This window comes from uncultured Acidovorax sp. (genome assembly GCF_964021665.1).
Lineage (GTDB): Bacteria > Pseudomonadota > Gammaproteobacteria > Burkholderiales > Burkholderiaceae_C > Acidovorax > Acidovorax temperans.
Genome location: NZ_CAXIAK010000074.1, coordinates 1 through 17590, shown reverse-complemented (window position 1 = coordinate 17590; position 17590 = coordinate 1). Strand labels below are relative to the sequence as shown.

Here is a 17590-nt window from a genome sequence, read left to right as displayed (position 1 = left end):
CCTGCTTGGCCGTCCACCCAGGCGGGGTATTTCTCCATCACGCTGGCAAGCAAGCTGCTGGCTTGCCACTGCGCCAGCCAGGCCTGCAGACGCGGCCAGGGCTGGGCCTGCCACCAGGCGGGGTCCACCCCCGCAAACTGCCGCACAAACGGGGCAATGGCCATGTCTGCCAGAGCGCAGTGTTCTCCAAACAGAAAAGGATGCTGGCTCAGGCGGGCTTCCAGCGTACCGAGCCAGCGGGCGGCTTGTGCGCGTTCGTACGCCGGGTCGCATTCTGGATAGCGCGTGGGGTACTTGGTGCGGTCCAGGGCCTGTTTGAACGGGCCATCGCACACGGTGATCAGTGCTTGCATCTCTGCCTGCGTGCCCTGGCTGGGGTGCAGCCAGCTTTGTGGGTCGTGCTGGCCCAGCGCCCACAGCATGATGTCCAGGCTCTGCTCCAGCACTTGACCACTCGGCAGCACCAGCACGGGCACCGTGCCTTTGGGCGATGCCTGCAGCAAGCCCTGGGGCTTGGCCTTGAGCACCACCTCGCGCAGCTCGCACCTTTGGCCGCTCACCGCCAATGCCAGCCGCGCACGCATGGCATAAGGGCAGCGGCGGAAGGAATAGAGCACGGGCAGGGCGCTCATGCAGCAGTGTCCTCGTCGGTATGCGCGGGTGGGAGCGTGGCCTGCTGTGGTTTGGCACCAATGTGCGCTTGGCCGCGCTTTGCAGCCAGTTGCACCTGCCGTTCGCGTTCTGCCAGGGCCCGTTCCTGCTCGGGTGTGCGGGTGCCGTGGCAGTAGGGGCAGCTCACGCCCGGCACATAGTGGGGCGATTGCAGCTCGGCCTCGCCCAGCGGCATGCGGCAGGAGCGGCACAGCTGGTGGTGGCCACGCACCAGGCCGTGGCCTACGGAAACCCGCTCGTCAAACACAAAGCAGTCACCATGCCAGCGGCTGGACTCCTCAGGCACTGTTTCCAGGTACTTGAGAATGCCGCCTTCCAGGTGGTACACCTCCTCAAAGCCTTGTGATTTGAGAAAGGCCGTGGATTTTTCGCAGCGAATGCCGCCCGTGCAAAACATCGCCACCTTGGGGTTGCCAGCCAGCACACCACCGGGCTGCGATTGTTCTGCCACCCACGCCGGAAATTCAGAAAAGCTGCGGGTGTGCGGGTTGATGGCGCGGTCAAACGTTCCGATGCCCACTTCGTAATCGTTGCGTGTATCGATCACCACTACGCCGGGGTCGTCGATCAGTGCGTTCCAATCCTCGGGCTTCACATAGGTGCCGGCATTGCGTGCAGGGTTCAGTCCCGGCACGCCCAGCGTGACGATTTCCTTCTTGAGCCGCACGCGCATGCGGTAGAACGGCATGGCATCGGTCGCGGCCTCTTTGTGCTGCAAGGCTGCAAAGCGAGGGTCTTTGCGTAGCCAGGCCAGTACGGCTTGCACACCCTCTGCCGGGCCTGCAATAGTGCCGTTGATGCCCTCATGGGCCAGCAGCAGCATGCCGCGCACGCCGTGGGATTCGCACAGTGCCTGCAGCGGCGCACGCAGTTCGGCAAAGTCGGGCAGGTCCACAAACTGGTAGAGGGCGGCGGTGAGGTAGCGGGGGGCTGCAGGGTCCACAGAAAAAATGCAGGCAGGCGAGAAGGTCGCCATGATAGCGGTCACCTTTCGTTACGATGCGGGGATCACCAACGCTGCATCCGAGGCGGGCGCATGAGCAAGGAATCCACTCTCAATCTGTTCCGGCGGCTGGAACAGCTCAATGGCATCGGCGCAGCCCTGTCGCGCGAGCGTGACATTGAGCGCTTGCTGGAAAATATTCTGGAAGCGGCCAAAACCATCACCGGTGCCGATGGCGGCACGCTGTACAGCGTGACCGAGGACCAGTCTGCGCTGAAGTTCGAGATTCTGCGCACGGATTCACTGGGCATTCGCCTGGGCGGCACCACGGGCAAAGCGGTGGATTTGCCGCTGCTGCCCTTGCGCACGCCCGATGGCGCGCCCAATGATTCGCTGATAGCCGCCCATGCGGCCATTCACGACCGCACGGTGAACATTGCCGATGCCTACTGCGCCAAGGGCTTCGACTTTTCTGGCACCCGGGCCTTTGATGAGCGAACGGGTTACCGCTCGCAGTCCTTCCTGACGGTACCGATGAAGAACCACGACCGGGAGCTGATCGGTGTGCTGCAGCTCATCAATGCGCGCGACCCGGAGACGGGTGCCATCATTCCCTTCTCGCAAGCCGACCAGAGCCTGGCCGAATCGCTGGCATCCCAGGCAGCCATCGCGCTCACCAACCGCTTGCTCGTCTCCCAACTGGAGCGGTTGTTTGAATCTTTCGTCAACCTCATCAACCTGGCCATTGATGAAAAGTCGCCCTACACCGGCGGGCATTGCCAGCGCGTGCCTGCCCTCACGATGATGCTGGCCGAAGCAGCGCATGCGGCGCAGGAGGGGCCGCTGGCAGGTTTTCACATGACCGAGCGCGACCGGTACGAGCTCAAGATGGCGGGTTTGCTGCACGACTGCGGCAAGATCACCACCCCCGTGCATGTGGTGGACAAGGCCACCAAGCTACAAACACTGTATGACCGCATTGGCGTGGTGGAAACGCGTGTGGAGGTGCTCAAGCGCGACGCTGAACTCGCGGCATTACGGCGCCAATTGGCACTGAGGCCGGTGGTGGATGCTGCTGTCGAGGCCAGCATCCAGCAGGCGCTGCAGCAAGAACTGACGGCGCTGGACGAAGACCGCGATTTTTTGCGTGCCGTGAACCAGGGTGTGGAGGCGATGAGCCCGGCCGACCAGCAGCGGGTGCGTGACATGGGGGCGCAACGCCAATGGCGCAATCCGCAGGGCGTACAAACCAGTTTTCTGACAGCCGACGAGGTAGAGAACCTTACCATCCGGTCGGGCACGTTGACCCAGGCAGAGCGCGACATCATCAACCACCACATCGTCGCCACCAACCGGATGCTGGAGACCTTGCCCTGGCCGCGTCACCTCAAGAACGTGCCCGAATACGCGGGCGGGCACCACGAGCGCATGGACGGACGCGGTTACCCCAAAGGTCTCACGCGCGAGCAGATGTCCCTGCAGGCCCGCATGATTGGCGTGGCCGATGTGTTTGAAGCCCTCACGGCCGCTGACCGGCCCTACAAAAGCGGGATGAGCCTGTCGCAAGCGCTGGACATCATGGTCAATATGCGCAACGGGGGCCACATCGACCCCGATTTGTTCGACGTGTTCGTGAGCCAGGGCGTGCCTCAACGCTACGCGCAAGAGTTCCTAGACCCCGCCCAGATCGACGTTTGAGCGTACTGCCGAGGGTGGCTACCGTCAGTGGGCCTGCTCCAGAAGCCACTGCCCAAATGCCTGCATGGCGGCGGTGGGCGTGCGCGACTGCAGGTGGGTCAGCCAGTAGGCACCCCGGTGCAATTCCAGGGCAAAGGGCCGCACCAGCCGCCCCTGTTGCAGCTCGCGCGTGAACAAAGCCACTGGCAACAGTGCCACCCCTGCGCCTTGCGCTGCAGCCTCGGCCAGGGTGAGGGAGGAGTCAAACACAGCGCCCCGCAGCACCGGGCAGGGCAGGCCCGCTGCCGCAAACCATGCCGTCCACTCATCGGTACGGTAGCTGCGCAGCAAGGGCAGCCTGGCCAGGTCACTCGGCTGCTGCAGCCCCTGGGCCAAGGCGGGGGTGCACATGGGCGAGAGTGGTGCCTGAAAAATCTGCTGGGCGTGGGTGCCGTGCCAGGCACCGTCTCCAAAGCGTATGGCATAGTCCAGCCCTTCTCCTGCCATGTCCACCCGGTTGTTGTGGGTGAGCAGGCGCAGGTCCACAAACGGGTGGGTCTGCTGAAAGTGTCGCAGCCGTGGCAGCAGCCAGCCCACGGCGAACGTGCCCACCACGCCCACGGTCAGCACTTCGCGCGGCCGTTTTTCGCGAATCTGTTCCAGTGCCGTCTCCATGCGTGCGAAGGCATTGCTCAACGTGGGCAGCAGCGCCAGCCCCTCGTCTGTCAATGCCAGGCCCCGGGGTAATCGCCGAAAAAGCGGCTTGCCCAGGTGATCTTCCAGCTTGCGAATGTGCTGGCTCACCGCAGTTTGGGTGACGTGCAACTACAGCGCTGCACGGGTGAGGTTCAGGTGCCGTGCGGAGGCTTCAAACGCTCGCAGGGCATTGAGAGGCAAGTGCATGATGATGTATTAGTTTTTCTTGGGTCTGCTCTCAATGATTGCCATTGGCGCAACGCGCAGCGGCGCTATATCGTCGCGATCTTTCAAAATGATGGAGTTTCAGAATGCAAAGGCGAGAGTTTTCCTTGGGGTTGGCCGCGCTGGGGCTTTCCCCGTTGGCGGGTTGCGCAGTGCCGGCCGCACCTGGCGCAGACATCTCCAAAACTTGGAACAGCGCAATGGAGGGGATTGAGCACAACGCGCAGGGTCGCTTGGGGGTGTCCATGCTGGATACCGAAACCGGCCTGGCTTTGGGATGGCGTCAGGACGAACGTTTTGCAATGTGCAGCACCTTCAAGCTGCTGCTGGCGGGGTGGATGCTGTCGCTGGTGGACCAGGGCCTCGAAAAGCTTGATGCGCGTGTGCACTACGCGCCTGCCGATGTGGTCGACTACTCGCCCGTCAGCGGGCCGCGCGCAGGCACAGGCGGGGGCTTGACGGTGGGTGAACTGTGCTCTGCCACAGTGAGCCTGAGCGACAACACCGCAGCCAATGTTTTGCTGGAACGCCACGGCGGCCCGGCTGCGCTCACCCGTTACCTGCGTGCGCTGGGCGATCCCATCACGCGCCTGGACCGCAATGAGCCTACTCTGAACGAAGCCGCCATTGGCGATGTGCGCGACACCACCACCCCGCGGGCCATGCTCCGGACCATGCAAAAGCTGGTGTTGGGCGAATCACTGTCTGCCTCGTCCCGCGCGTGGCTGCAGCGTTGGCTCATTGAAACCAGCACCGGCGACAAGCGCTTGCGCGCGGGGGCCCCGGGCTGGAAGGTGGGGGACAAGACAGGCACTGCCGGCAGCAGTGGTACTGCCAACGATGTGGCCGTGCTTTGGCCGCCAGGCGCCAGCGGTCACCGCGGGGCAGTGCTGGTGACCTGCTATCTCACCCGATCTGCGGTAGCGCCAGAGCAGCGAGATGCCGCGATTGCTGCTGTAGGCCGCGCGGTGGTGAGGGCAAGCTTGGCATCGCGCGGAACCTGATCGCTGGCGTTCAGGCTGCCTGCAGCCGCCTGAAGCGCTTAAAAAAGCTCTACGTCGTCATTGGCCACCTTGGTGGCCAATGCGCCGGTGGCGACCAAGTCTTCGTAGAAGCGCACCTGGTTGCGACCATGTTCCTTGGCGTAGTAAAGCGCCTGGTCTGCCTGGCCCAGGATTTCCACCGGCGACCCGCGCGAGGTGCCGACAAAACCCAGGCTCACCGTGACGTTGCCCACCTGCGGGAAGTGGTATTCCTGCACCGCTTCGCGGAAGCGGTTGAACACCTTGTGGGCTTTGGAAAGCGTGGTGTTGCGCAGCAGCACCACGAACTCTTCACCACCAAAACGGAAGATGCGGTCGTGCGAGCGGAAAGAGCTGCGCAGAATGTTGGCGACCAGAATCAGCACTTCGTCGCCATACAGGTGCCCGAATCGGTCATTGACCTGCTTGAAATGGTCAATGTCCACCACCGCCAGCCAGTTCTGCACGGGCTCACTGATGGGGCTGGCTTCTTCGGAAATCATCGACTCCGCGGCCTGGGTCTTGCTGCTACTCAGGCCGGGCAGTGCGTTGCGGGCAAATTGCTCATCGAAGGTTTTGCGGTTGAACAGCCCGGTCAGCGCATCGCGCTCGGAATAGTCCAGCAGGCTCTGGTAGTTCTGGTAGACGAGGAACACCCCTTTGACCACATCCAGCTTATGGGCCGAGAAGGGGCGCGACTGCGTGATTTCCAGGCAGGTGGTGACTTTTTCGTGCATCCACACCGGCAGCCACAGCGTGTGTCGACCAGGGCGCGGGTGCGCCAGGGCGCTGTCGCCCTTCGTGGTCACGCACTGCATCAATTCGGGGTAATGCTCCAGCGGCTCCTTGCGCGGGTCTGCGGCGGCCTCGGAGTCGGTAGACACCAGTTGGCCATCCTGCACCCAGGTGCGTGGGCGGATATGGGGCTGGCCGTTGTCGGTGAACAGCTCCAGCGCCCGCACTTCCTTGATACCGCTGAGCTTTTGCAGGGTCGAGAGCACCGACACTTCCAGCCGCAAGTGGTCGCGGTGGCCAGTCATCTCTACCAGGTGTTGCAATATGGGCTTCATAGGCGGGGGAAGTGCGTTCGGCTCAGGCCGAGGTCAACGGCGCTTGAAAACGATGTCCCACACCCCGTGGCCCAACCGCAAACCGCGGTTTTCGAACTTGGTGAGAGGGCGGTAGTCTGGCTGGGGCGCGTAGCCTTCAGCCGTATTGGCCAGCAAGGGCTCCTGGCCCAGCACTTCAAGCATCTGCTCCGCATAGGGCTGCCAGTCGGTGGCGCAGTGCAGGTACCCGCCGGGCTTGAGGCGTGCCGCCAGCTTGGCGACCAGCGGGCTCTGGATCAGGCGGCGCTTGTTGTGCTTTTTCTTGTGCCAGGGGTCTGGAAAGAAAATGTGGATGCCATCCAGGCTGTCTGGGGCGAGCATGTGGTCAATAACCTCCACGGCGTCGTGCTGGAGGATGCGAATGTTGGTGATGTCTTGTTCGCCAATGCGTTTGAGCAAGGCACCCACGCCTGGCTCATGCACTTCGCAACACAAAAAATTGTCGGCGGGCCGCACACGGGCGATGTGCGCAGTGGCCTCACCCATGCCAAAGCCGATCTCCAGAATCAACGGAGCATTGCGGCCAAAGGCGGCAGTGGCGTCGAAGGGCTCGGCCCGGTAATTGAGCAAAAAGCGGGGGCCCAGGTCTTCAAAGGCCTTGGCCTGCCCTGTGGTGGTGCGGCCGGCGCGCCGCACATAGCTCTTGATGGTTTTGGGAAATGCCACGCCAGCGGGTGCAGCGCCAGCGGCTTGTGGCGCAGCGGAAGGCTCTGCGCTAGTGGAAATATTGTTCTGTTCGGTCACGGTGCGTCATTGTAGATTCGTGACCAAGCCTGAACCCAGTGCGCAAGCGCATCGAACACCGAAATGTGGTGTGAATCTGCCACGGCGGGTAAACCCAGAGCCTGCGCTGCCTGGTTCAACGCCATGAGCGGGTTGGACAGGTCCACCGCAGCCGCGCCGTTTTGTTTGGAGAGTTTTTCGCCATTCACATCCAGCACCAGAGGGGTGTGCAGGTAGGCAGGCGTGGGCAGCCCCAGTGCTTTTTGCAGCAGGATCTGGCGCGGGGTGTTGTCGGCCAGGTCTTCGCCGCGCACGATGTGGGTGACCGATTGCTCGGCGTCGTCCACCACCACGGCCAGCTGGTACCCCCACAAGCCGTCTGCACGCTTGAGAACGAAGTCGCCCACGGCGCTGACCACGTCTTGCACTTGTCGGCCCAGTCGCCGATCCTTCCATGGCAGGAAGTTTGCTTCTGAATTGATAGCTGCTGGCGCTTGTGGAATAAGCGCTGGAACCACTTTTTGGTAAAAGTCGGTCGTATTGAAACGCCAGGCGCGCGGGCTTCGGCCATGCAGGCCCTGACGGCAAGTGCCTGGGTAAGGCAGGGCGGCGTGGCGCTCCTTGGCGTGGCCCAGCGCGAGTTGGGCGGCTTCGATCTCCTTGCGCGAGCATGCGCAGGGGTAGGCCAGGCGTTGTGCGATCAGCGAGTCCAGCGCCTGCTGGTACAGCGCGCCGCGCTGAGACTGCCACACGACGGGCCCATCGGGGTGCAGACCGCACTGGGCCAGCTGGCTCAGGATGGTCTGGTCCGCCCCAGGAATGCAGCGCGGCGTGTCCACATCTTCGATGCGCACCAGCCAGGTGCCGTTGGCAGCTCGGGCATCCAGCCAGCTGGCCAACGCCGCGACCAGCGAGCCTGCGTGCAGCGGCCCCGTGGGTGAGGGCGCAAAGCGCCCGATGTAGGGGCGTGGTGCGTGGGGCACATCGCGGCTGCAGGCGGAGGACGCAAGGGCTGAGGAGCCCTGGTGAAGGGCTCCCATCACGCTCCCTCCACTCATTTCACGGCAAGTGCCAGTTCCAGGCCCGAGATGAAAGCGTCTTCCAGGCGGTGGCCTAGGCACCAGTCGCCGCAAGCACCCAGGCCCATGCTGGCGTCCCACAGGTGGCTTTGGCCCAGTGGATGCGTGGTCTGCGCATAGGGCCAGCAGTGCAGGGCCACATGGGCTGGCTCGGCACGCAGGCCGGTGACTTCGCCAAAGGCCTTGAGCAGCTTGGCTTGCACGCGGGCTTCGTCGTCTTGCAGATGTTCTGCCGACCAGGCAGGGTTGGCCTGCACTGTCCAGCGCTCCACCGTGCCGCGGCCGGGCTTGGACGATTCGCGGGCCAGCCAGGCAATGCGGTGGTGGGTGCTGCGTGCCACGTTCCACTGGGGGCCCAGGGTGGTCAGCCCTGGCCGCGCGGCCTGGGGGTAGGCCAAAGTCAGCGTCCAGCAGGGGGCCATGGCCACCTTTGACAGGGGCGTAGTCAAAGTGCAGTCAATGGCCGACTTGACCAGCAACGCCTGCGCTGCCGTGGCGGGCTGGCTGAACAGCACTGCATCAAATCCCGCATACACATGCTGGGAGCCATCCGAGCCTTGGGTGCGCAATTGCCAGCCTTGGGGGTTCAGGCTGTCGCGCTCCACGCGCTGCACTTGTGTGTTGAGCTGTACCTGACCCGCCTGTTGCAGTGGCTGCGCCCAGGCAGCCACCAGCGATTGCATGCCGGGGCTGGGCACCCAGTGCGCTTCGCGCGACAGCAGACCCTGCGAGGTAACCCGGCCGGTGGCGTCGAGCACGCGGACGTTGTTTGCGCTCCAGGGCTTGCACAGCCCTGGTACGGTGTCGATGGCGCGGGCAAAGCGCGGGTCGCGCACGGTGAAGTATTGCGCGCCAATGTCAAACGAGCCGAACACTGTGTTCACGGTGGCCGTGCGGCCCCCTGGCGCATTAGCCTGCTCGAACACCGTGACGCGGTGGCCTGCCTGCACCAGGGTGCGGGCGCACGCAATGCCTGCCATGCCTGCGCCGATGATGGCGAAGTGGCGCGGGCCGGGCGTCGGGGTGGGGGTGTCGTTGCGTCGGGGCCGCTTGGAGGGGCGGGAAACGGTTTTGCTCATGGTTTGCCTTTCAGGGACTTTCAGAGACAGCGGAAGTGACGTTCGACGTTGAATACTGGACGGTACCCACTCTACACGCGCGCCGGTCTGTCGCGGCTCAAAAATGGTGGTGGTTTTCCAGCAGGGCCTTGCGCGTGGCGGGGCTTTGCAACTGCTGAAGCCACCACTGCAACGCTCGCCCAGGTGCCGTGAAGCCCGGGCCGCCCCAGGCATAGTGCAGGCGCAACTGGCGCTCGGGGCGGGCCACGCGCTTGGCCACCAGGCGGCCGGCTTCCAGGTAGGGGCGCACCATGGGTTCTGGCAAAAAGCCACCGCCCAGGCCGCGCAACTGCACTTGCACCTTGGCTTGCATGGTGTCCACCGTCAGCACATCCTGCCCGCCCAGCAAGCCCATGGTCATGCCCCCACGCTGGGCCGAATCGGCCACCGCCACGGCCCGGTGGCGCAACATCACGGCATCGGTGATGGGCTCTGGCATGCTGGCCAGTGGGTGGTGGGGGGCCACCACGTAGATGAAAAGCAGATCACCCAGTGGGGCCTGCTGCAGCCCGGCCACGTCGGATGCGATGTTGGACACGCCAATCGCCAGGTCAGCCCGGCCTGACGTCAATGCCTCGCGCGTGCCGCTCATGATGCCGTCGCGCAGCTTCAGGCGTGTGGGGGGCGACATGGCGTAAAACGCTTCCACCAGCTCCAGCATGGTGTGCGGAGAGATCACTCCGTCAATCGACAGCGTGAGCTGCGGCTCCCAGCCCGTGGCCACCCGGCGCACGCGGTTGGCCACGGCATCAATGTCCTGCAGCAGCCGGCCACCCTCGCGCAGTAGCTCGGCCCCGGCCTCTGTGGGCTTGGCCTGGCGGGCGCTGCGGTCGAACAGCAGTACATCCAGCGCGTCTTCGATCTGCCGAACGCGGTAGGTGAGGGCGCTGGGCACCAGCCCCAGTTGCCGGGCGGCGGCGGCAAAGCTGCCGGCTTCGGCAATCACCTGCAGCATGGTCAGGCTGTCCGGCGTGAGGACGTCGCGAGCGTTTTGCATGGTCGGCTCATTTTTGTTCAAGCGTTTTGAATGATGCCATCAATCGGACAGAGCCTGTGCAAGCCCCTTGGGTCCTACAGTGGAGGCATTGAAAGGAGCAATCACCATGCTGACGATTCGCAAATCACAAGACCGGGGCTATGCCGATCATGGCTGGCTGCAGTCCTTCCACAGCTTCTCTTTTGCCGGCTACTACGACCCCCGCCACATGGGCTTTGGCAACCTGCGTGTCATCAACGAAGACCGCATTGCGCCCGGCACCGGCTTTGGCACCCATGGCCACCGCGACATGGAGATCATCAGCTACGTGCTGTCGGGTGAACTGGCCCACAAAGACAGCATGGGCAACGTCAAGGGCATTCCGCCCGGGGACGTGCAGCGCATGCGTGCAGGCACGGGCGTGATGCACAGCGAGTTCAACCACGCAGCCGGGCAGACCACGCACTTTCTGCAAATCTGGATCGAGCCCAATGTGCGCGGCATTGCACCCAGCTACGAGCAAAAGAGCTTCGCCGATGCCGAGAAGCGCGGCAAGCTGCGCCTCGTGGCATCACCCGATGGGGCGCAAGGCTCGGTGCTGATCCATGCCGATGCGGCTATTTACGCGGGCTTGCTGAGCGGTGACGAGACGGCCACCTTGCCCATGCAGCCAGGTCGCAAGGGCTATGTGCAACTGGTGCGCGGTAACGTCATGGTCAATGGCGAATGCCTCAAGGCGGGCGACGCCGCGATGCTGGAAAATGAAACGCAGGTCTCGCTGTCTGGCGGGCAGGATGCGGAAGTGCTGGTGTTTGATCTGGCGAACTGATCGCTCGTCTTTTTAGTCTGTTTACATTGGTCTGTTGATTTAAGGAGTTATTGATGCCCCAAATCGTTGTGGTTTACCACTCTGGCTACGGCCACACCCAGCGCGTCGCCCAGCAAGTGGCCGATGGCGCAAATGCCCAGTTGCTGGCGATTGACGCCGAAGGCAACCTGCCCGAGGGCGGCTGGGAAACGCTCAACGCCGCAGATGCCATCATCTTCGGCACACCCACCTACATGGGCGGCCCCAGCTGGCAGTTCAAGAAGTTTGCCGATGCGTCATCCAAAGCGTGGTTTTCCCGTGCCTGGCAAGACAAGGTGTTTGGTGGCTTTACCAACAGCGCCAGCTTCAATGGCGACAAGCAGGTCACGCTGATTGCGCTGCAAACCCTGGCGTCGCAACATGGTGGCGTGTGGGTCAGTCTGGGCATGTTGCCCAGCAACAGCAAGACTGCTACGCGCAGCGATGTGAACAACCTGGGTGGTTCGGTGGGCTTGCTGGTGCAGTCGCCATCTGACGCGTCTGTGGCCGAAATTCCCCAGGGCGACCTGGACACCGCCAAGCTGTACGGCAAGCGGGTGGCCGATATCACGGCGCGCCTCAAGGGCTGACGCTCCCCGGTTTGATCTGCCCTGACCCTATATATGTGGCGGGGCCATTACAGAAAAGGCAAACACCATGGCAGCCATGCAAACCATCACGGCGCACGACAAAGACCTGGGTGGCGGGTTCAAGGTGCGCAGGCTGTTGCCTGCCATGGGGCGCCCATCCATCGGGCCGTTTCTGTTCTTTGATCACTTTGGCCCGGTCACCGTCACGCCTGAGTCAGAGCACGATGTGCGCCCGCACCCGCACATTGGCCTGGCCACGGTGACCTACCTGTTCTCGGGCGCCATCATGCACCGCGGCAGTCTGGGCTCGGTGCAGCAAATCGAGCCAGGCGCCATCAACTGGATGACGGCTGGAAAAGGCATCGTGCACTCTGAGCGTCGCCCGCAAGCGCTGGCGCAGACGAGCTATGTGAACCACGGCATTCAGCTGTGGGCGGCGTTGCCGGTAGAGACAGAGGAGGCGGAGCCCAGCTTTGTGCACACCCCCGCCGACGCCATACCGCAGCTGCAAGTGGGGGACGCCACGGTGCGTGTGCTCATCGGCCAGGCGTGGGGGCAGCAGTCGCCGGTTGTCAGCCTGGCGCCGGCTCTGTACCTGGATATCCAGCTGCCTGCCGGTGGGGCGCTTGCGTTGCCTGCGGCCTTGGCACAAGAGGCGGGCTTGTACACCGTGGATGCTGCTGTCACCCTGGACGGCGTCACGCTAGCCGCCCAGACTTTGACGGTGCTGCCCACAGACCATGCCATTCTGCTGCGTGCGGGAGACAGCGCCGTGCGCTGCATGCTGGTAGGCGGCGACGCTTTGCTACAGCGCCGGCACATCTGGTGGAACTTTGTCTCCACCCGCAAAGAGCGCATCGTGCAGGCAGCCGACGACTGGGAGGCCCACCGCATGGGCCATGTGCCAGGCGAAACGGAATCCATACCGCTGCCCGAGCGCCGTTTCAAGCCCTGACAGAGTTTGAGTTAAAAGTGGCTCTAGCGCTTATTTGACAAGCGCAAGCAGCTCACTTTTTGATAGTAAATTCAACTGGATGCACTGGCGTCATCATCGCCAGCCTTGGCCGATGGCTGTGCGGAAAGATCGGGCGCCAGCACGGTGCGCTCATCAAACACGAAGCAGCCGCCGTGGTAGTGCGCTCCGTCGGTGTGTTCAAAGTATTTGAGGATGCCGCCTTCCAGCTGGTAGACATGCTCCAGCCCTTCTTCCCGCATCAGGATGGCCGCCTTTTCGCAGCGAATGCCCCCGGTGCAGAAGCTCACCACGGTTTTGTCCTGCAGCTCTGCCTTGTGCGCGCGAAAGGCGTCAGGAAACTCCGTGAACTTGGCAATGCGCCAGTCAATCGCATCGGCGAACGTCCCGGCGTCCACCTCGAATGCGTTACGCGTATCCAGGGTCACCACCTCGCGACCAGCGTCGTCATGGCCTTGCTCCAGCCAGCGGTGCAGCGTGGCCGGGTCCACCGACGGGGCACGCCCCTGCGCCGGGCGGATGGTGGGGTGATCCATGCGGATGATCTCGCGCTTGACCTTGACCAGCATCTTGCGAAATGGCACCGTGTCGGACCAACTCTCCTTCGGCTCCAGGTCGGCAAAGCGCTCGTCCACCCGCATGCCGTCCACAAAGCCCCGCACTGCTTCGGCGGTGCCCGCCAAAAAGAAGTTGATGCCTTCTTCGGCCAGCAAGATCGTGCCCTTCAGGCCTGCAGCCACCGCTTGCGCGTGGAGCCGTTCACGCAACTCGGCTGCGTCAGGCAGGGGCACGAATTTGTAGCAGGAGATATTGAGTACGGATGTCACGGCGGGATAGGGTAAGCAAGCTGCGAAGCGGGCCTGCCGAAACCGGGGGACGGTTGTCGAAAGCGCTGGCAGCCCAAAGAGCAGGGCGCGGGGCACGAAGCCCGGCCCGGCAGGTAAGCACAGCGAGAATTATGCCGTGGGGGTCAGCAGCGCTGTCTCGATCTTGTTCGCCAGCTGCGAAATGGCCAGCGCCGCAGGGCAGCCGGGTGTGTTCACCAGCAAGAGCTGGCGGCGCATCACCGCATCACGCACCGATGGGTCGGCAGGAATATCGCCCATGTGGATCAAGCGCACGGGGCGGCCCGATTGGGTGCTGACGAAGCGGTCGAGCACCTGCTGCAGCTGGCTGGTAATGGCCCGCCCGTCGCCCGGACGCGCTGCCTGGTTGATGACCATGCGCACATGCTGGCGCTGTTGCTGCATGGCCAGCACCTTGATGGCGGCGTAGGCGTCCGTCAGCGAGGTGGGCTCGGGCGTTGCCACGATCAGCACTTCGGAAGCCAGCGACACGGAAAAGAGCACCACGTCGGAAATGCCAGCGCCCGTATCCAGCAGCACCACGTCGTATTGGGGCGTCAGCGCCTGGATCACGCTCAAGAACTGGTTGCGCACTTCAGGCGTGAGGCGCGAGTACTCGACCATGCCCGAGCCTGCCAGCAACACGGAAAACCCGCCGGGGGCTTTGATGATGGCGTCTTCCAGTCGTGCCTTGCCCGTGAACACGTCGTGCAGCGTGATCTTGGGGTGCAGGTTGAGCACCACGTCCAGGTTCGCCAGCCCAAGGTCGGCGTCGAGTACCAGCACGCGCTGGCCTCTGCGGGTCAACGCCGCCGCCAGGTTGGCTGAAACAAAGGTTTTTCCGACGCCACCTTTGCCACTGGTGATGGCAATGATGCGCGCTCCCGCAACAGGGCCGGCCTGTACCGGCGCTGCGTTGGGCGTCATGGGTTGGGGGGACAGCGCGTCGCTCATCATCTAACTTTCAGTAGGCGCTGCCTGTTGCATCCAGCGGGGGCGGCAGGTCGCCCCAGCCCGAAGGAGAATACAGCGGGCCAAACAACAAGCTCTTTTCTTCAGCACTGACGGTGCTGTCGGGCTGCTCCTCGATGCTCACGCAGTTGCGTCCTAGCGATTTTGCCTGATAGAGCTGATTGTCAGCCCGATCAATCCACAGCAGAGTGGTAGAGCGGATCCATTGCAGCGCAAATGCGCCGCCAATGCTCACGGTGACATTCAGCTCGACCGAGGGAGAAATCCGAATCGGCGTGTTGGCCACGGCACGGCGGATACGCTCGGCAACCACATGCCCAAATGCCGACGGGCAGGCGGGAAGCACCACGGCAAACTCTTCACCGCCGTAGCGGGCCAAGGTGTCCATGGGCCGCACACAGGCGCTCAGGGTGCGCGCTACCGATTGCAGCACCATGTCACCTGCCGAGTGTCCGTGCACATCGTTCACCTTCTTGAAGTGGTCGATGTCCAGCATCAGCAGCAGGGCCGCTTCGCCAGAGCGTGTCACCCGGTCAATTTCTCGTTCCAACACCGCGCGAAAATGCCTGCGGTTGGCCAAGCCTGTCAGAGGGTCTTTCAGGGAAAGCTCGCACAGCCCGTCAATCAGTCCTTGCAGGTACTGCCGTGGGTGGGCGTAGTCAGAGGCGGTAGCTGGCCCGCTGCCGTCGACCTGGGATACCAGGGCGTGGGCAGTGTCCAGGCGCAGATCGCGCAGGTCTACAAGGTGAGGGGCCGCCGAATCAGACACAAATAGTTGCTTCTAAAGTTGGTTCAAGTGTAGCAGCGGGCAAGCCTTGCATAACGCAATCAGGGCGTGGGTAACGGGGTTAGCGGCCACTCGGCAGCTGCTGCAAGGCTACAAGTGCTTCGGCGTCCGTACGGTAGGTGATCAGACCTGCCGCAGCGGGCAGAACCCCCGCTTTGCGCAGCGCTGTTTCCACCGGCAGTTTGAGCCCGCTCACATGCAGACAGCCGCCGCGGGCCAGCATCAGCGCGTGCAGTTGGGCAAATACCTCCAGGCCCGTCACGTCGATGCGATTGATGGGCTGAGCCAGGAGGCACAGGTGCCTGACGTCGGGGTGCGCTCCCAGGTCTTGCGCCACCCTTTGTTCCAGCGCGCTGGCCGAGGCAAAGTCGAGTTCGGCATCCATGCGCAAGGCCAGCACTTCCGGCGCCAGTGGCTCCAGGCTCCAAAGGTGCCGATCACGCAGGCTTCCGTCCGGGTGCTGGCCTACTTCAATGATGCGCGGGTGCAGGCGCTGGTACAGAAAATGGCACAGGTTCATCAGCAAGCCCGCCAGCACCCCCCAGTACATGCGTGGCGCAGTGGCCAGGGTGAGGCCGAACGTGACGATGGCAATCAAGGATTCGACACGCGACACACCCCAGAGCCGGGTAATGGAGGAGGGCTTGATGAGGCTGAACACCGCGGTGACCACAATCGCTGCCAGCGCCGAGGTGGGCACGTAGTACAGCGCAGGTGTCAGCCATAGCAGCACCACCAGCACTACGCCAATCGAAAACACCGTGGCCCAACCCGTTTGTGCGCCCGCATACAAGTTGATGGCAGAGCGCGAAAAGGATGCGCTGGTGGCAAAGCTGCCGCACAGACCGCTGCTGACTTTGGACAGACCCTGGCCGATCAGGTCCTGGTTTTCGTTCCAGCGCTCGCTGGAACGCTGGCTTTCCACTTTGGCGCTGGAAGCAGTTTCCAGAAAGCTCACCAGTGTCACAACCAGCACCGGCATCAGCAGTGAGCCAAGGTCAGACCAGGGTAGCCAGCCAGGCCAATGCAGCGTGGGCAGGCCTTGGGGCAGATGCCCCACCACGGCGCCGCCCGCATCGGCATACCCGGTGGCCCAGCTGATGGCGCCCGTAGCGCCCACCACGGCGATGGCGGCGGGAAACGTCGGCTTCAGCTTTTTGGCCAGAAGCAGCGCCCCCACGCTACCGACACCAAAGGCCAGCGCAGCCAGGTCAAAAAGCCCTAAGGACGGGGTGGCCAGCAACGCCCCCCAGTTCGACCGAAGCCCCGTGAGGGCCCCTAGCTGAGAAGCCAGAATCAACAATGCTGCTGCTTGGGTAAAGCCGTTGAGCACCGGCGACGTGACGATGTTTACCACCCAGCCAAAGCGGGCCAGCCCCATCACGCACTGCAAGGCACCTGACAGCAGCGCAATCCACACCGCCATCTGAACCCACTGAGCGCTGCCTGGCTCGGCAAGGCCCGTGAGCGAAGCCCCGATGAGCAGACTGGTCAGCGCCGTGGGGCCCACGCCAAGGCGGGTGGAGGAGCTGAACAGCACAGCCACCAAGGCTGGCAGCAGCGATGCGTAAATGCCGGTGATCAGCGGCATACCCGCCAGCGCAGCATAGGCCACGCCCTGGGGCACCAGCATCAAGCCCACCGTCATGCCTGCCAGGAACTCACCACGCAGCAAAGAGGCAGATGGCCGAGGCCAGGACAAGAACGGGAGCCAGGATCGGAGGACGGTACGCAGCATGGGGAGGGATTGTCGTTGTAGTGGCCTCGTCGGTGTGCGTGAGGGACTCTCTTTTGCCGGTGGCGGCACACATCGATCCGCTGACCGGGCGTGTTCTTGGGCTGACGGGTGGCTTCAGCCGCGTCCTACACGGTTTTGGCAGGCATCCCACACGGCCGGGGGCTACGCCTGCCTACAGTCTTTCCATCTTTGTCATCACGAGGAACTTGTCATGAACATCAACGGATTGAACCCACAGGAAGTATCCACCTCTCGCCCCCAATGCAGCAAGGGTGCTCGCATTGCCACCATTCTGGCCGTGAGCGCGCTGGCCTTGGGCTTGACCGCCTGTGGCCGCAACGAGGAGCCCACCGTGGGGCAGCGCCTGGATTCTGCTGTCGAAAAAACAGAACAAGCAGCTGCAGACGCGAGGGCGAAAACCGAGGCTGTCATGGAAAAGGCTGATGCCCGCATGGATCAAAGCGCTGAGCGTGCCGAAGCTATGGCGAAGGACCTGGGTGAATCTGCCAAGCAGGCCGCCAACACCGCGATGGACAAGGTGGACGACGCGACCATCACCGCCCAGGTGTCTGCCGGGCTGGCCAAAGACCCGGATCTG

16 protein-coding genes and 2 pseudogenes are annotated in these 17590 nt (G+C 63.4%); 6 read left to right on the top strand and 12 right to left on the bottom strand.

Annotation, left to right across the window (positions count from 1 at the left end):
• Positions 1-632, bottom strand: a 632-nt coding sequence (locus AADJ04_RS14000) for a glutathione S-transferase (RefSeq protein ID WP_341239989.1), incomplete at its 3' end; no start/stop codon positions are given.
• Complete coding sequence (locus AADJ04_RS13995) at positions 629-1648, bottom strand: rhodanese-related sulfurtransferase (protein WP_341239988.1); 1020 nt, start codon at positions 1646-1648, stop codon at positions 629-631. The genes AADJ04_RS14000 and AADJ04_RS13995, both read right to left, overlap by 4 nt.
• Positions 1649-1708: 60 nt before the next feature.
• On the opposite strand from AADJ04_RS13995, the gene AADJ04_RS13990 reads away from it, so the two are divergent.
• Positions 1709-3313: an HD domain-containing phosphohydrolase gene (locus AADJ04_RS13990; protein WP_341239987.1), complete on the top strand. Its 1605-nt coding sequence runs from the start codon at positions 1709-1711 to the stop codon at positions 3311-3313.
• A gap of 24 nt (positions 3314-3337) precedes the next feature.
• On the opposite strand, the pseudogene AADJ04_RS13985 reads toward AADJ04_RS13990, so the two are convergent.
• A pseudogene (locus AADJ04_RS13985) lies at positions 3338-4195 on the bottom strand (LysR family transcriptional regulator).
• A gap of 104 nt (positions 4196-4299) precedes the next feature.
• Between AADJ04_RS13985 and bla the strand changes: the two are divergent.
• Positions 4300-5217: a class A beta-lactamase gene (gene bla, locus AADJ04_RS13980; RefSeq protein WP_341239986.1), complete on the top strand. Its 918-nt coding sequence runs from the start codon at positions 4300-4302 to the stop codon at positions 5215-5217.
• A 38-nt stretch (positions 5218-5255) separates the two neighbouring features.
• Here the strand turns inward: bla and AADJ04_RS13975 are convergent, their stop codons facing one another.
• The 5 genes from AADJ04_RS13975 to AADJ04_RS13955 all read right to left on the bottom strand — a co-directional run bounded on the left by AADJ04_RS13975 (position 5256) and on the right by AADJ04_RS13955 (position 10261).
• Positions 5256-6305, bottom strand: a complete 1050-nt coding sequence (locus tag AADJ04_RS13975; RefSeq protein WP_341239985.1) for a GGDEF domain-containing protein — start codon at positions 6303-6305, stop codon at positions 5256-5258.
• A 33-nt stretch (positions 6306-6338) separates the two neighbouring features.
• Positions 6339-7088, bottom strand: coding sequence for a tRNA (guanosine(46)-N7)-methyltransferase TrmB (trmB, locus tag AADJ04_RS13970; RefSeq protein WP_288486080.1), 750 nt, complete (start codon positions 7086-7088; stop codon positions 6339-6341).
• On the bottom strand, positions 7085-8107 hold the full coding sequence (gluQRS, locus tag AADJ04_RS13965; RefSeq protein ID WP_288486078.1) for a tRNA glutamyl-Q(34) synthetase GluQRS: 1023 nt from the start codon (positions 8105-8107) through the stop codon (positions 7085-7087). Before gluQRS ends, trmB begins: the two co-directional genes overlap by 4 nt.
• A 14-nt stretch (positions 8108-8121) precedes the next feature.
• A complete protein-coding gene (locus AADJ04_RS13960) occupies positions 8122-9225 on the bottom strand; it encodes an FAD-dependent oxidoreductase (RefSeq protein WP_288486076.1) in 1104 nt (367 codons plus the stop codon).
• A gap of 97 nt (positions 9226-9322) precedes the next feature.
• A complete protein-coding gene (locus AADJ04_RS13955) occupies positions 9323-10261 on the bottom strand; it encodes a LysR family transcriptional regulator (protein ID WP_066696096.1) in 939 nt (312 codons plus the stop codon).
• A gap of 106 nt (positions 10262-10367) precedes the next feature.
• Between AADJ04_RS13955 and AADJ04_RS13950 the strand changes: the two genes are divergently transcribed.
• The 3 genes from AADJ04_RS13950 (at position 10368) to AADJ04_RS13940 (ending at position 12632) form a co-directional block, all read left to right on the top strand.
• Complete coding sequence (locus AADJ04_RS13950; protein ID WP_341239984.1) at positions 10368-11069, top strand: pirin family protein; 702 nt, start codon at positions 10368-10370, stop codon at positions 11067-11069.
• Between the two features lie 53 nt (positions 11070-11122).
• Complete coding sequence (locus AADJ04_RS13945) at positions 11123-11677, top strand: flavodoxin family protein (protein WP_288485738.1); 555 nt, start codon at positions 11123-11125, stop codon at positions 11675-11677.
• Positions 11678-11744: 67 nt separating this feature from the next.
• A complete protein-coding gene (locus AADJ04_RS13940) occupies positions 11745-12632 on the top strand; it encodes a pirin family protein (RefSeq protein ID WP_288485736.1) in 888 nt (295 codons plus the stop codon).
• A 71-nt stretch (positions 12633-12703) separates the two neighbouring features.
• Here AADJ04_RS13940 and AADJ04_RS13935 read toward each other — a convergent pair whose 3' ends face one another.
• The 4 genes from AADJ04_RS13935 to AADJ04_RS13920 form a co-directional block, all read right to left on the bottom strand.
• Positions 12704-13477, bottom strand: coding sequence for a sulfurtransferase (locus tag AADJ04_RS13935; protein WP_341239983.1), 774 nt, complete (start codon positions 13475-13477; stop codon positions 12704-12706).
• A 129-nt stretch (positions 13478-13606) separates the two neighbouring features.
• Positions 13607-14449 carry a MinD/ParA family protein gene (locus tag AADJ04_RS13930; RefSeq protein ID WP_066696113.1) on the bottom strand — a complete coding sequence of 281 codons (843 nt, stop codon included), beginning with the start codon at positions 14447-14449 and terminating at the stop codon, positions 13607-13609.
• 10 nt (positions 14450-14459) lie between these two features.
• Positions 14460-15236 (bottom strand): GGDEF domain-containing protein, encoded by a 777-nt coding sequence (locus tag AADJ04_RS13925; protein ID WP_341239982.1) that lies wholly within the window; start codon positions 15234-15236, stop codon positions 14460-14462.
• Between the two features lie 79 nt (positions 15237-15315).
• Complete coding sequence (locus AADJ04_RS13920; RefSeq protein ID WP_341239981.1) at positions 15316-16992, bottom strand: SulP family inorganic anion transporter; 1677 nt, start codon at positions 16990-16992, stop codon at positions 15316-15318.
• Positions 16993-17203: 211 nt separating this feature from the next.
• Between AADJ04_RS13920 and AADJ04_RS13915 the strand changes: the two are divergent.
• Positions 17204-17590 (top strand): annotated as a pseudogene (locus AADJ04_RS13915) (hypothetical protein); the annotation flags it as partial.